10 protein-coding genes are annotated in these 14,632 nt (G+C 68.9%); 9 read left to right on the forward strand and 1 reads right to left on the reverse strand.

Annotated features, from left to right (window positions below; genetic code table 11):
• The first annotated feature begins 127 nt into the window (after positions 1-127).
• Positions 128-895 (forward strand): DeoR/GlpR family DNA-binding transcription regulator, encoded by a 768-nt coding sequence (locus tag ACFW2G_RS07990; RefSeq protein ID WP_384582425.1) that lies wholly within the window; start codon positions 128-130, stop codon positions 893-895.
• Between the two features lie 446 nt (positions 896-1,341).
• On the forward strand, positions 1,342-2,424 hold the full coding sequence (locus ACFW2G_RS07995; protein WP_384582427.1) for a LuxR C-terminal-related transcriptional regulator: 1,083 nt from the start codon (positions 1,342-1,344) through the stop codon (positions 2,422-2,424).
• A 29-nt stretch (positions 2,425-2,453) separates the two neighbouring features.
• On the opposite strand, the gene ACFW2G_RS08000 is transcribed toward ACFW2G_RS07995, so the two are convergent.
• Positions 2,454-3,622 (reverse strand): IS3 family transposase gene (locus ACFW2G_RS08000; RefSeq protein WP_384582462.1). Its coding sequence is split into 2 segments (ribosomal slippage): positions 2,454-3,418 and positions 3,418-3,622, totalling 1,170 coding nucleotides; the frame shifts between segments, so codons are not numbered across the junction.
• On the opposite strand from ACFW2G_RS08000, the gene ACFW2G_RS08005 reads away from it, so the two are divergent.
• The 7 genes from ACFW2G_RS08005 (at position 3,503) to ACFW2G_RS08035 (ending at position 14,597) form a co-directional block, all read left to right on the forward strand.
• Positions 3,503-4,231, forward strand: a complete 729-nt coding sequence (locus tag ACFW2G_RS08005; protein WP_384582429.1) for a transposase — start codon at positions 3,503-3,505, stop codon at positions 4,229-4,231. The genes ACFW2G_RS08000 and ACFW2G_RS08005 overlap by 120 nt on opposite strands.
• Before the next feature lie 114 nt (positions 4,232-4,345).
• Entirely contained in the window at positions 4,346-4,720 is a 375-nt protein-coding gene (locus tag ACFW2G_RS08010; RefSeq protein ID WP_370466455.1) for a hypothetical protein, read from the forward strand.
• Positions 4,720-5,286 (forward strand): hypothetical protein, encoded by a 567-nt coding sequence (locus tag ACFW2G_RS08015; RefSeq protein WP_037916434.1) that lies wholly within the window; start codon positions 4,720-4,722, stop codon positions 5,284-5,286. Before ACFW2G_RS08010 ends, ACFW2G_RS08015 begins: the two co-directional genes overlap by 1 nt.
• Positions 5,287-9,924, forward strand: a complete 4,638-nt coding sequence (locus ACFW2G_RS08020; RefSeq protein ID WP_037916432.1) for a putative T7SS-secreted protein — start codon at positions 5,287-5,289, stop codon at positions 9,922-9,924.
• Positions 9,925-10,196: 272 nt separating this feature from the next.
• On the forward strand, positions 10,197-10,724 hold the full coding sequence (locus ACFW2G_RS08025) for a hypothetical protein (protein ID WP_384445231.1): 528 nt from the start codon (positions 10,197-10,199) through the stop codon (positions 10,722-10,724).
• 1,924 nt (positions 10,725-12,648) lie between these two features.
• Complete coding sequence (locus ACFW2G_RS08030; RefSeq protein ID WP_037916430.1) at positions 12,649-13,521, forward strand: universal stress protein; 873 nt, start codon at positions 12,649-12,651, stop codon at positions 13,519-13,521.
• 275 nt (positions 13,522-13,796) lie between these two features.
• Positions 13,797-14,597: a sigma 54 modulation/S30EA ribosomal C-terminal domain-containing protein gene (locus ACFW2G_RS08035; protein WP_384582432.1), complete on the forward strand. Its 801-nt coding sequence runs from the start codon at positions 13,797-13,799 to the stop codon at positions 14,595-14,597.
• Positions 14,598-14,632: the final 35 nt, after the last annotated feature.

Genomic DNA, 14,632 nt, shown 5'->3' on the forward strand with positions numbered 1-14,632 from the left:
GTTCACAACAGCATGAAGTTCACACCGTTCCTCTCACGTTACACATCTGCAATGTTCGTTGCAACAGTTTAGGTGTGCGAACGCGCATCAGAAGCCCCGCCGCAGCATCTGTGCTAAAAGCAGACACATGAACGTGATGGAGAGGCACAAGTTCGTCGTGGGACTGCTGATGCAGCAGAACCGCGCGACGGTGGCCGAGCTGGCCCAGGCCACCGGGGCGTCCGAGATGACCATCCGCCGGGACCTGGAGGTACTCGAGTCCCGGGGGGCCCTGCGCCGGGTGCGCGGCGGCGCCGTGAGCAGCCTGCCCGGCGGCGTCGAGCCCCCGTACGCGATCCGGGCCATGTCCGGATCGCAGGCGAAGGAGCGCCTCGCGCACGCCGTGGTCGCACTGCTCGCCGACGGCGAGACCGTCGCACTGGACACGGGCACGACGGCCGTCGCCATTGCAAAGTCCATGGCGGACCGCCAGTTCACCGTCGCACCCCTCTCACTGCACGCGGCCTTCACCCTGTCCGCGTTCCCGGGCATCCAACTGGTGATGCCCGGCGGGCAGGTGCGCCCCGAGGAGCTGTCCTTCTACGGCCACACACCCGTGCAGACCTTCAAGGACCTGTGCTTCGACACGTTCATCCTGGGGTGCTGCGGCGTCGACCCCGTTCAGGGAGCGACCGCCTACAACCTCGACGACGTGCAGGTGAAGCGTGCGGCGGTCGCCTCGGCGCAGCGCGTGATCCTGGTCGCGACCGCCGACAAGATCGGCCGTGCGGCGCTGGGCCGCATCTGTTCCATGAAGGAGATCGCCCTCGTCGTCACGGACGCCCCCGCGGACTCCCCCGCGGTCGAAGTACTGCGTGACCAGGGAGTCGAGGTGGTCCACCCGGCGGAGGACTGAGCCCGGCAGTCGACCCGGCGGCTCCGACGGGCGGGGCCGGCCGGTCATCTCGGAATTATCTGAACGCACCCCTCCTGCTACACGGCGCGCAGCCGGGATCGGCGCGTCCCGCTCAGCATCGGGGGCGGGGCAGCCCCCCGCCAATGGGGGACGACTGTCGTCTTGGCGACTGTCGGAAAGACGACAGCAAGAACTTGCCGCAAGTTTCAGGCAGCCTTGCGCACGTTCCGGCCATACCCGAGCGGTCCTCGAGTCCAGCCCATCTCCGCATGCCGCTCACCGAGATGCCCGGTGTTTCAAGGATCTTGAGCCACTCTCCGGCCGGTATCCGCACACCCGAAGCGTGGCCGATACACGTTCCCGGGGCGGCGGGCCGGGGCGGAGTCTCCTAGCATCGCGATTGCGACGGATGCGAACGAGAGGGCAGCCACATGACACGAGCCGCGTTGACACGCCCGCAGGACCGTGACCGACCCCGGGAGCTCACACCCGAAGAGATAGACCTCTACCGGGAGTTCGCGGAACACGGCCCCCTCCAGTCGGACCAGGTGCTCACCCGGTCCCGCAGTCTCGACGTCCTCGTCTCCAGCGGCCTCGTCCAGCAGGTCGGCCCCGACTGCTTCGCGGCAACCAACCCCACCGACGTATCGGCGCAGTTGCTCAAACGGTGGGAGGAGCGCGTACAGGGAGCCCAGCTCGACCTGCTGCGTATGCGGGGGCAGCTCGCGGAACTGGCCATCGTGCACGCCTCACGCCAACGGACTCTGGCGGGACCGCCGCTGGAGCGCATCGAGTCATCGGAGGAGCTCCAGCGCATGATCGACAGCCAGTCCGCCGCATGCACGCAGGAGGTGCTCTGCGCGCAGCCGGGCGGCCCCCTGCCTGCGGCCGGGCTGCGCCACGCCCGGGACCGGGACCTGCTCTCCCGGGGCGTCCGCGTGCGCACGCTGTACCAGCACTCGGCCCGCTTCGACCCGCCGACCGTGCGGTACGAAGAGGAGCTAGCGGCTCTCGGTGCCGAAGCCAGAACGGTCTCCGGCGGCCTGGCCGGCTGCCTGGTCTTCGACCGGTCCCTGCTCGCACTCCCCCTCCAGGAACCGACGGGCGGGGCGCTGCTCGTTCGCAGCCCGGAACTGGTCGCCTTCGTCGCCGAGATGTTCAACGTGCTGTGGGCGACGGGCGAGCACATCGGCAAACCGCGCGAGAAGGCTTTCATCCAGGATGTCGCCGACCAGGCAAAACGCTCCATACTGCGGCACCTGATGGGGGGCGACGACGACCGCGTCACGGCCCGCGCCCTCGGCATCTCGGTGCGCACCTGTCAGCGTCACGTCTCCGCCATCATGCGCCAGTTGGGTGCGACGAGCCGCTTCCAGCTCGGCTACCTCGCCCACCGGCATGGGCTGCTCGAACCCGACGGCCCGGAGACCGCCCACACGGATGTCCCGACATCGATGTCAACCCCCGCACCGGCACCCGCACTGGCACCGGCTGCCGCTGCCGAGCCCCCGGGGTGCTCCACGGACTGAGGCGTCCCCCGGAGTGCGGACACAGGGGCTCATGCCGCGATTGAGAGTTTAGCCGCTCGCAGATGCTGCTGTTCGAACTCCACCGGCGAGAGGCAGTCGAGTGCGCCGTGGCGCCTGCGGGTGTTGTAGTAGGTGAGCCACTGGAAGATCTCCAGCCTCGCCTGACGCATCGTCGAAAACGGCCTCTTGTGCATCGTCTCCCTCGTGAGTCCCTGCCAGAACGACTCGGCGAGGGCGTTGTCATAGCTCGAGCCGACCCGGCCCATGCTCCTGCGAATCCCGAAACCGTCGCAGACCTGCGCGAACGCGGCGGCGGTGGTCTGCGAACCCCTGTCCGCGTGGAAGACCACCCTGTCCACGTGGCAGCCGCGGGTCGTCACCGCCATCGTCAGGGCGTCGATGACCAGCTCGGCACGCATATGCGAGGCCATCGAGTAGCCGAGCACCCGGCGTGAGCAGACGTCCAGGACGCAGGCCAGATACAGCCACCACCCGCCGACCCGCACATATGTGATGTCGCCGCACCACTTCTCGTCCAGGCGCCCGGCGGAGAAGTCACGGCGGACGAGGTCCGGGGCGGGCGGGGCGAGCCGGTCCGGGACCGTGGTGCGCTTGCGCCGACGCAGGTGACGGCCCTCGATCCGGTTCAGGCGCATCAGCCGCTCGACGCGCTTGCGGTTGACGGCATGCCCGAATCCCCGCAGCTCGGCATGGACACGGCGCACCCCGTACGTTCCCTTGTGCATGGTGTGGACCTCGCGGATCTCCGCGACCAGGGCGTCGTCAGCGGCCTGTCGCTCCGCTCGGGCCTTCGCACCGTCGATCCACCGGTAGTAACCCGACCACGAGACCTGAAGAACCCGGCATATCCGCTGAACGCCGAAGACCTCGGCGTGGGCGGAGACGAAGTCCCAGCGGTGGGTCTTCACTTCATCTCCTTCGCGAAATAGGCCGCCGCCCGCCGCAGAATCTCCCGCTCGAGTTCCCACTCCTACTCCGCCTTGCGCAGCCGGCCGTTCTCCGCCCGCAGCCGGGCCAGCTCCTCATCCCGGCTCTCTCCAGCCGGCTCGCCATGGCCGTGACGGCGACCCGACTGTTCGTCGGCCTGACGCACCCGGCTCCGCAGCGTCTCACCAGTCACCCCGACATCCGCCGCCACCGCCGCATACGTACGCTTCCCACCCCCCGCGCGATACAGCGGGACCACATCGTTCCTGAACTCCGCCGGATACGGAGACTTCCGTCCCACCAGGACACCCTTCCTCAGATCTGCAAGATCCATTGTCAGAGTGTCCACACCGCCGGGGGCACCTCACTGGTCGGCAACCCCCGCCACCACGACAACATCGCGCGCAAACTCGCCCGGGCGCAGCGCCAGATGGCCCGCCGCCACGTCAAGGGCGCCCGGCAGCAGTCCAAGGGGTTCCAGGACGCCCGGGACCGGGTGGCCAGGCTCCAGGCGCAGCTCGCCGCCCGCCGCGTCACCGGCCTGCACCTGATCTCCAAGCGGCTCGTCCAGCAGTACAGCGAGATCGCGCTGGAGACCCTCAACACCAAGGGCATGACCCGCTCCGCGAAAGGCACCCTGGACCGGCCCAGCCGCAACGTGCGAGCGTCGCGACGACGTGGATGGGCGCCGGCCAAGTGGTGGGTCGCGTGGCGTACCGCGATCCACCGACAGGCTTGTTCACCACCATGCCAAGCGATCAACCGCCGCTCCGCAGTCATACGGCCAATGGCCTGTGGCCCACTCCCCGAGGCCGGTGATCGCTGGCCAGAACTCTTCCGCACCTATAGACCGATTTAGCGATCAAGGTACGGTTTCCCTTTTGGGGCTGATCAGCGGGAGGGGACACAGTTCATGGGACTAGTTGCGGAGATTGCGGCGTACCGGGAGGAGAGGGGGGATCCTGGGCGCCTGGTGGGTGAGTTTCGAAGGGCCCTGCTCCTGCTCCCGCGCACGGACGGCAGCACCGGTTCCGGTGTCCAGGGTGGGCTGATGTCTGCGCTGTCGGGTGGTGTCCGATGGCTGTACGCGTTCACGGACGAGGACTCCCTTGCACGGTTCGTACGGGCGCGTGGTGAGGGGGATCGGGAGTGGCCGTATCTGGTGATGCTCGGCGGCCGGCTGGTGGATGCGGTCGTGCCGCAGTCGGATCGTCCGATGGGGGTCGCGGTCAACGTGGCGGACGGAGACGGGGCGATGCTGTTCCCGCCGGTCTCCGGGATCGTCCCGGCTCCGTTCGCCGTGGACCTGGGGCAGGACACCCACAGTGACCGCGGAGTGAGGGTCTGATGGCGGGCGACGGTGACCTCGAGGTCTCGCCGCAGGCGGTCGCGGCGATCCAGACCGGCCTGCGGGCGGCGATATCGGAGTTGCGTGAATCCGGGGACGCGGCAGGTGCCTCGCAGGGCGCGGGCTTCGAGAACCTGTCGATGACGGGGATGGAGACCGGGCACGCAGGGCTGGCAGCGGACTTCGAGGACTTCTGCGAGCGCTGGGAGTGGGGGGTGCGCGCCCTGGTGCAGGACGCGTCGACGCTCGCGGCGAACCTGGGGATCGCGGCAGGGACACTGTGGGAGGAGGACCAATACATCCAGGGCTCCTTCAAGGTCGCCGTGAACGCCGCATACGGCAACCCATATGCCGGCGAGGACGAGATCGAGCAGAAGAAGTGGGGCGACATCTTCCGCGCGGACGTCTTCAAGCCGGACTACAGCGATGAGTCGTTCGACAAGAGCGACAAGGACATGGAGCAGACCTGGTCGGACACCAAGGACACGGTGACCTCGAACGGCAGGATCGGCTCGTTGAAGGACCTGCTGGACCAGTCCCGCGGGCACGATGGGGGGAACGGATAGATGGGCTGGCGGGATTTCGTTCCGGACTCGGCGGAAGACTGGATCGAGGATCGTGCCGAGGACGTCGGTGACTTCGTCGAATGGGGCGGTGACAAGGCTGCCGAATTCGCCGACGACATTGGCGCACACGATGCGGGCAACTGGGTCCGCGACAAGAGCCGCTCCGCCGCGAACCAGCTCGGCGCGGATGTCGCCGAACTCGAACTCGGCCAGACCGAGGACCCGAAGCGGCTGGTCTACGGCAGTGCTGCCAAGATCCGGGAGCAGGTCGCCCACCTGACCGACTTCAAGGCGGCTTTTGAATCTGTCGGCAACGGCCTGAAGAACCTCACCGAGCCCGACGGGCTCAAGGGAGCGGCAGCCACCGCGTTCCGGGAGTCCGTCGCGAAGGAGCCGCCACGCTGGTTCAAGGCGGCTGACGCTTTCGGCAAGGCCGCCAGCTCCATGAACCGGTTCGCAGAGACTGTCGAGTGGGCCCAGGGCAAGGCCAAAGAGGCGCTGGAGGACTACAAAGCGGCGTTGAAGGCCTCCCAGGACGCGTTCGACACGCACGAGAAGCTCCGCACGACCTACAACGACGCTGTGAGGGCGAAGTCGGAGCACCTGCCGCCGCGGCCGTCGGAGACGTACCCCGACCCCGGGAAGGAGATGGCCAAGGCAGCGCAGGAGAAACTCAACAGCGCCCGCAGACAGCGCAATGAGCAGGCCGAGACCGCCGCGGCGGCCGTCCGTACGGCGCGGGATGCCGCCCCGCCCAAGCCGTCGTACAGCAAGCAGCTCGGCGACGGCCTCGACTACCTCGACCTGGCCTCCACGCACCTGGTCGGCGGTGTGCTCAAGGGCACTGCTGGCATGGCCAACTTCGGCCGCAGCCTGAACCCGTTCGACCCGTACAACCTGACCCACCCGGCCGAGTACCGCACCAACTTGAACTCGACCGCGGCCGGCCTCGTCGTCATGGCCAACGACCCGTGGGGTGCCGGCAAGCAAATGCTCGACGAGTTCATGAAGGACCCTTTCGAGGGACTCGGCAAGCTCATACCCGAAGTCATCGGCTCCAAGGGCACCGGCGCCGCCAAGAAGCTCACCACCACCGCCAAGCACCTCGACGACGCAGCCTCTGCCACGCGGGCACGCAGACTCGCAGAGGACGGACCGGAGGGGGCCCATAGCACTGCGGACGGCGACCGCACCGTGGGCGGCGACCCGGTGGACCTCGCCACCGGTCGTATGTTCCTGCCACAGACCGATGTCGAGCTGCCCGGCATCCTGCCCCTCGTCTTCACCCGCCGCACGGAATCCGGTTGCATGGTCGGCCGCTTCTTGGGGGCTGCGTGGACGTCCACCGTCGACGAGCGCCTGGAGATCGATGCGACTGGTGTCGTGCACATCACTGCCGAAGGCCTGCTGATCACCTACCCGCATCCGGCTCCGGGCCTGCCCACACAGCCGGAGCACCGAAGGGCGCGCACTCTTCTGGCCCGTGATGCCGTCGGCGACTACACGGTCACCGACTCCGACAACGGGGTGGTTCGTCGCTTCACCTCGCCGTCCGGCAGCAAACCCGGAGACGACGGTCAAGCCTGGCTGACCGAAGTCACCGACCGCAACGGCCACACCATCGCCATCGACCGTGCAGAGGACGGTCTGCCGTCGGCACTGGTGCACTCGGCCGGGCACCACTTGAAGCTGACGGCATCCAACGGCTTGATCACCGCCGTGTCCCTGGCCGGCGCAGGCGAAGCCGATGCCGACTTGCTCCTAATCAACTACGGCTATGAGGAGGGCAACCTCGCCACGGTCACCAAGCCTTCGGGCGCCACCACCACCTTCGTCTACGACGACCGCCGCCGCGTCATCGCCTGGATCGATTCCAACGGCAGCCGCTATGACTACGTCTACGACGACCGCGACCGTGTGGTGGCGGAGGGCGGGGAAGCCGGACACGTCCGCCTCACTCTGGCCTACACCGACCCTGACCCTGCAACGGGCCACCACACCACCACGCTGACCACACCCGACGGACACGCAACACGCCACGTATTCGGCCCCGGCTGCAAGCTCTTGGCCGTGACCGACCCGCTCGGCCACAGCACCCGCTACGCATACGATCCTCGCGGCAACCTGCTGTCCCGCACCGACCCCCTGGGCCACACGACAACCTTTTCGTACGACGAGGACGGTCGGCTCGTCCGTGCCGTGCGCCCTGACGGGAACGAGCTACGCACCGTCCGCGGCATCTTCGGGCTGCCCGTAGAGGTCGTCTCGTCGGACGGCGCGCGCACGCTTCTGCAGTACGACGAACGTGGCAACCTCACAGCAGTCACCGACCCGGCCGGCGCCATCACTCGCTACACGTATGACCACGCCGGCCGCCTCGCGTCAGTCACAGACGCCGAAGGAGCGACGAGCAGCGTCGTGTGCGACGCGGCTGGACTGTCTCTGAGGGTGACCGCTCCGACCGGAGCCGTGACTCTGACGGAACGGGATGTCCTCGGCCGTCCCGTCCGCCTCACCGATCCGGAGGGCGGCGTCACCCGCCTGGAGTGGCACACCGACGGGCAACTCGCCCGGCGTACCGGCCCGGACGGGGCCACGGAGTCGTGGACGTACGACGGCGAGGGCAACCTGCTGACCCGCTCCGACTCGGCGGGCGGGGTCACCCGCTTCGAGTACACCCACTTCGACCTACCGGTCGCCCGCACCGGGCCCGACGGCGCACGCTACGAATTCGAGCATGATGCCGCCCTGCGCCTGACGCGTGTCACGGATCCCCGGGGGCGGGGGTGGACCTACACGTACGACGCCGCTGACAACATCATCGCCGAAACCGACTTCGACGGCCGTACGCTCACCTACCGGATGGACGCCGCAGGCCGGTTGGCGGCCCGCGCGGACGTGCTCGGCGGGACGATCGCTTTCGAACGCGACCAGCTCGGCCAGGTCGTCCGCAAATGCGTCGACGGCCGGGCGACGACCTACGCCTACGACAGGGCCGGACGCCTGCTGGAGGCAGTCGGACCGGACGCGGAGCTTCGCTACCAGTACGACCGTCGCGGACTCACCAAGACCGAGCTGGTCGACGGCCGCCCCATGAGCTACGCCTACGACGTCCTGGGCCGCCGTACAAGCCGAGTCACACCTACGGGCCATGCGACCTCCTACTCCTACGGTGCGGACGGGCAAGTCCAATCGCTCATCACCGGAGGCCGGCGCGTAGGTTTTTCCCACGACAACGCCGGGCGCGAATTGGAGCGTGTCTTCGGCGACACGGTCACCATGACGTCCGCGTGGGACGCAGTCGGCAGGCTCTCGGCACAGCACGTCACCGCCGGAGAGCGCTCCGTCAACCGGCGCGCCTACGCCTACCGTGCCGACGGACGCCTCCTCTCCGTCACGGACGGAATGTCCGGCACACGTACCTTCGACCTCGACCGTGCGGGCCGGGTCACCGCCGTGCACGCCCAGGATTGGACGGAGCGGTACGCGTACGACGACACCGGCAATCAGACGTGGGCGTCTTGGCCGACAGGCCATCCCGGTGGGGAGGCTACTGGGCCGCGCACCTACACCGGCACGGCTCTCGACCGTGCCGGGGACGTCCGCTTCGAGCACGACGCGCTCGGCCGGGTCACCCTCCGCCAGAAGCCTCGGCTCTCCCGTAAGCCGGACACCTGGCGCTACACGTGGGACGCGGAGGACCGCCTCACGGCGGTGACCACCCCGGACGGCGCCCGCTGGAGGTACCGCTACGACCCCCTCGGCCGGCGCACCGCGAAACAGCTTCTGGCTGCCGATGGCGAGAGCGTGGCCGAGGAGATCCGGTTCACCTGGGACGGCCTCACCCTGTGCGAGCAAGCCAGCCACCGGCCGGACCAGCCTCACACGGTCACCCTCACCTGGGACCATCTGGGCGACACTCCCCTGTCCCAGACCGAGCGCATCCTCACGGCGGACGACCGCCAGGAGGAGATCGACCGCCGCTTCTTTGCCATCGCCACGGATCTCGTCGGCACGCCCACCGAACTCATCGACGAAGCGGGCGACATCGCATGGCGCAGCCGGGCCACTTTGTGGGGCACCACCGCTTGGGCCCGCGACAGCGGCGCGTACACCCCCCTGCGCTTCCCTGGTCAGTACTACGACCCCGAGACCGGCGTCCACTACAACGTTTTCCGCCACTACGACCCGGAAACTGCTCGCTATCTCACACTCGACCCGCTGGGACTGGGTCCTGCCCCCAACCCCGCCACGTATGTGGAAAATCCTCACTCCTGGACCGATCCCCTGGGGCTTGCCCCGTGTCCGCGGGGTGCTTGGGAGGAGAAGGCCGACTTCTCCTCCCAGAAGGTCATGAGTAAAAAGTTCCACGCTCATGCGGGGGATTTCCTGGACAACCCCGGAAATCTGAACAAGGCAAATCTGCAGCGGTTCGAACAGGCCATGCGTGAACATATGACAGCCGACGGAACAAAGATTTACCGATTCGACTACAGAGGCCAGGGGCAAGCCGTCGGATTCATCGATACGGCATCCCAGAAGATGGTCATGCTGCACGCCGATGGTACATTCTGGTCTGCCTGGAAGCTGGGCGATAAACAGTTCCAGGGAATCATCGACAAAGGGTTTCTGTGGTGACTGGTTCAGAGTACAAGGCTTCCGATCCGCGGGGCGTCCTCGGCTCGGACGGGGCTTTCGCCCCGAGTTGGCTGCGGGACAAGTCCGTGGCACCGCTGCCTGCAGGTGTCCGCCTCGATGCGGCGCTGGCTCGTCGGATCGCGGCGGGGTGCCGCGCGGTCGGTGCAGCAAACATGCTTGCCTCTCAGCTCGCGGGCAGCCTCAGGGAAACGGCAGGTGCGGAGTTCCGGCCGACCGCCCCCGCACCCGGATTGGAGGTCCCCCCTCCGTTCTTGCTCAGCACACCCGATCTGCAGGGAGCCGTTCTGTTCCCCGAACCGGGCTACGCGTTGATCGCGGGAACCGCGCCGTTCATGGCAGCCGCAGTCGGCGAAGGCGCCGATACGGCACGCGCACGCTTCGGCCGGTATGCGCGCACCCTCGCGGACCGCCACCCCCACCTGCCGGCAGTGGCCGCCGCATATGCGCCTGAGCACAGGACAGCGTCCCGCACGGACGACATCGACCCGTCGAGTGCTGCGGCGCGACATGTGACGCTACTGGACGCCCTCACCGCCGGAACGTGCAGCGCACGCGACTTCGCAGACGGCTGGTGGGAAGCTCGACGCGCTTCCCTTGCGAACGGCGAACGCATCCAAGGGCCTCTCAGCGATCTCTTCGACCGGGTATTCATGATCCTTGAGGACTACGCTTACGACCCTGAATTCGCCGAGCCCGGAGATCTCGACGATGCCGAGGTCGAGGCAGGTGTGCGCGCGGCCTGGGAGGGCTTCCGGCACGAGCAAGCCGACCGGCTCTGAGCGAGCCGCGACGAGAGCGAGGTCACGGGGAGACGGGGCCGCGATCCGCCCGTCGCGCGGACCCGGCCTCGGACCAGGGCCGGGGAAGCACGCGGCAGCCAGCGCCAGGAGGTCACCGAGCGCGGCGACATCGCCGGCGCCCGCCTCCGCTCCGGCGCAGGCCCATGGCGGCGGGAACCTCCGCCCCCGGTCGTCGAACCGGCGAGGACGGCGGGGTGGCTGCGGACCACCACATACACACCTCCTCCGTCGGCCGGCGCGCAGCGCTTTCGACGGAGGAGTCCAGGAGGAGCGCAGGCCCCGCGAGCACCATGCGGCCGAGGTCGTCGACGCCGAGGGAGAACGGGAACGAACGGCGCATCCAGCGTCCGGACCGCCTCCCGCCCCGCCGGCACCGCAGCCGGGACGTCGAGCACGCTGCGCAGCTCGGCCCACCACTGCTCAGGCCCGGGCCCGTGAAAGGACGCCCCAGTACCTCCGGGCAGGCCCCGGGAATGCCCTGGCTGATCCCCCAGGCCTTGAGCTCAGCCATATGTGCCTGAAAGACTCGAACCCTCTCAGGCTAACCCGACAAAGCGGGACGTCTCACTCAAGGCTGACAGAGAGGGCAGCACGCCCCCGGCCTGCGACACCATCGCGCGGCCGCCGCCCTCGATGCGGACACGCGGGTACGACCCGATACGCTTCTTCACCTGGAGAGTGCTTCTTTCCGTGCAGCCAACAGGACCCTTAGACAAGTCCCATCGTTGCAGTTCAGTAGCACTCTCCGCTTATTTGATCAAGCCTCGGACACCCCACCTCGCGAAAGCGCGAGGCTAAAGAGACGAGGGCTGTCGCCGCCGTCGTCCGGTGGATGACTGCACCCGTGTCGCTGGCGAGGACGGCCGGGCGCGGCCTCACCGACGTCGGGTTCCACGCGACAGCGGGCCGTTACGACGCACCGGGACGGCCCTGCGCCAGCAACATGCGCGACTGCCGACTGGCGTGCCCCGCGAACAACTCAAAGGGCTGATGCTGACCATTTGCTGACCATTTGCTGACCATTTGCTGACCAGAGCCCGGCTACCACGCCATTGACCTGCGGAAACGTCCAGATGTCAGATGTGGGACTTGAACATGGTGCGCAGCATGCGGAAACTCCCGGTTCGTCTGCTCCCTGCCTGCTTCCTGCAGGTCAAGGGCGTCCCGGCAGCCTACAACCATGCGCATCTTCGGTCAGCTGTTCCCGGGTCTTTCAGGACTCCTACCGACCTCCCGCCGATTCTTCTGACGCATCACCAGACAGCGCAGGCACCGCCCAGAACTGCGCTGTTCGCGATCACGAGCCGGAAGCCGACCCTGGTGGTCTCCAGGGAGCCGGAGACGGCGGGCCGCCCGGTCGGGGCGTGGAGTGGGCGGAACGCGCCTGCGGGAAGCCACCCCCGCATGGGACCGGACAGCGATGGGGTCGTCCTTCTCTGCGAGCGATACGAGCGGTCCAACCGCTTGGCCGACGTGGTCGCGGTCCGCCGGGACCTGCTGCCGGGGAACGTAATCGGTGTGATCACCGCACGCTGCAACGGTATGCCGAAGCGCCCGGACCGGGTGCATGGGTGAGTCGGTGAGCGAAACCTCGTCGCCCTGCTCAGCACGGTACACACCGGAACACACATCTACCCCTCCGACAGGGTCACGTCCGTCATGGGAAGGGACCTCTACCTCGTCGACCCGGTCGTGACAGCGCCGGCCAGGCGGCCGATCGGACCGTCGCCCGCAGCACCGCACTCGGCCGGGATCAGGACAGGGATCGCGGCCGAACGGCGGGGACGGAGGGCCAGGTGGCCCTCTGCGGCGGCGCCCGTCCCGCCGATGCTGGGGAGGAGAAGAGGCCGGCGGCCCGGAAACGGACCGGCCGGGCCCGTCGAACCGCAGGGAGGCAGCCCCCATGACCCGCGCTATCACCGTCGGAGTGGACGGATCGGAGGAAAGTCTGGCTGCGGCCGACTGGGCTGCACGCGAGGCCGGGCTCCGCCAGGTTCCGCTGCGCATCGTGCACGCCTGGCTGTGGCACCCGCTGGACGTACCCGTCGTCCAGGACGAGGCGGCCCAGGCCGAGTCCGCCAACGCCGTGCTGCGTCAGGCCGAGGCGCACGTGGCCGGACGGCACCCGGAACTGACCGTCACGGCCGAGGTGGTGCACGACACCGCGGTCGCCGCACTGGTCCGTGAGGCGGAACGGTCCGACATGCTGGTGCTCGGGTCGCGCGGGCACGGCGCTCTGCTGGGCTTCCTTCTGGGCTCGTACGGACAGCAGGTGATCGCCTCCGCGAACCGGCCGGTGGTGTCCGTCCGGACCGGGGACGGCACGGTGCTTCCCCCGGAGGGCGGCGAGGTCGTCGTGGGCCAGCAGGGGACACCTGAGGACAGCGACGCGGTGCTCGCATTCGCCTTCGAGGCTGCGGCCGCGCGCGGCGCCGCCGTTCGAGCGGTACGGGCCTGGAGCCTGCCGCCCGTCTACGCCTACGGGCCGGGCCAGATGCGCGTGGTCGACGAGGCCGGAGGGCTGGAGCCGTTCGAGCAGAAGGCGCTGGCGCGGTCACTCGCTCCCTGGCGCGCACGGTACCCGGACGTGCCGGTCGTCGAGCACGTCGAGATCGGCAGCGGTGGGCAGGTGCTGCTGTCGGCAGCCTCGAACGCGCAGTTGCTCGTGGTCGGTCGCCGGGCACGCCGCACGCCCGTCGGTACGCGTATCGGGTCGGTCGCTCACGCGGCGCTGCACCACGCCCGCTGCCCCGTCGCCGTCGTGCCGCACGCCTGATGTCCCCGCCCCACCGCCGCGGGCAAGGCGACCGGGGCCCGCTCGCCGCCGCGCTCCGCCCCACGCCGCGCCGCCGGGACGCCACGCGGTGTGGGGTCGGGGCCCGTCGACTCACCCGTGCGTGGCCTACAGGCCGAACGGCCCGGTCCGGCCGTCCGGAAGTCCCGGGCTCGCGGATGGTGCGGGTACCAGTGGCCCTGTGGTCGGGCCCCGGACGGCTCTGTCCCGGAGTGGCCGCCGGCCGACAGGCTGGGAGCAATCGAGGAGGAGTTCTCATGAGCGGTCTCAGGGCCAGCCGGACAGCCGACGTCAAGGTCCGCAACCGAGGGCAGGTGCCCGATGGCGCGGACGTCTACGCCGAGGAGAAGGTCCTCGCGGTGATCGGCCACGTACGCGAACCGGTGCTGGCCGCGCGGGTGAAGCTCACGCAAGCCGCCAACGCGTCGGTGATCCGTCCGGCCACGGCTCAGGCCGTGGTGGACGTCAACGGCCGGCCCGTACGGGCCCACGTGACCGCGAGCACCATGTTCGAAGCGGTCGACCTCTTGCAGAAGCGCCTGGCCGCCAGGCTGGCCCGGCCACGGCGGGCCGTGGTCGGGGCCGGCCTTCACGGCAGCGACCTGCACACGCGGGCAGGGTGGGCCGGCCCCGACCACGGCCCGCGCCCGCACCGTCATCACCTTCCCGCCGAGGAGCGCCGCATCGTGCGGCACAAGTCCTTCAGCCTGGACCGCCAGACGCCCGAGGACGCCGTGATCGACCTGGAAGCCATGGACCACGACTTCTGGCTTTTCACGGACCTGGCCTCCGGGCGCGACAGCGTCGTCTACCGCGACGCCCTCACCGGGCGGCACCGCATGGCTTCGCTCGCACCCCTGGGCCAGGAACGGGAGGTCGACGGCCTGCTCGGGGTGAGCACGGTTCCCGTGCCGACCAGCAGTGTGGCCGAGGCCGTCTCACGGTTGCACCTCACCGGGCTGCCCTTCGTCTTCTTCAAGGACACGGCCACCGGCCGCGGCGTCGTGCTCTACCACCGCTACGACGGCCACTACGGGCTGATCACGCCGTCGCGGTGACACGTTCCGGGCTGCGCCGCCGGCACGGGCCCGGT

The organism is Streptomyces sp. NPDC058880 (genome assembly GCF_042742535.1).
GTDB lineage: Bacteria > Actinomycetota > Actinomycetes > Streptomycetales > Streptomycetaceae > Streptomyces.

Excerpts from the sequence above, each read along its gene's own strand:
- ACFW2G_RS07990 (WP_384582425.1), top strand. The coding sequence starts at position 128 with ATGAACGTGATGGAGAGGCACAAGTTCGTCGTGGGACTGCTGATGCAG.
- ACFW2G_RS08015 (WP_037916434.1), top strand. The coding sequence starts at position 4,720 with ATGGCGGGCGACGGTGACCTCGAGGTCTCGCCGCAGGCGGTCGCGGCG.
- ACFW2G_RS08020 (WP_037916432.1), top strand. The coding sequence starts at position 5,287 with ATGGGCTGGCGGGATTTCGTTCCGGACTCGGCGGAAGACTGGATCGAG.
- ACFW2G_RS08030 (WP_037916430.1), top strand. The coding sequence starts at position 12,649 with ATGACCCGCGCTATCACCGTCGGAGTGGACGGATCGGAGGAAAGTCTG.
- ACFW2G_RS08035 (WP_384582432.1), top strand. The coding sequence starts at position 13,797 with ATGAGCGGTCTCAGGGCCAGCCGGACAGCCGACGTCAAGGTCCGCAAC.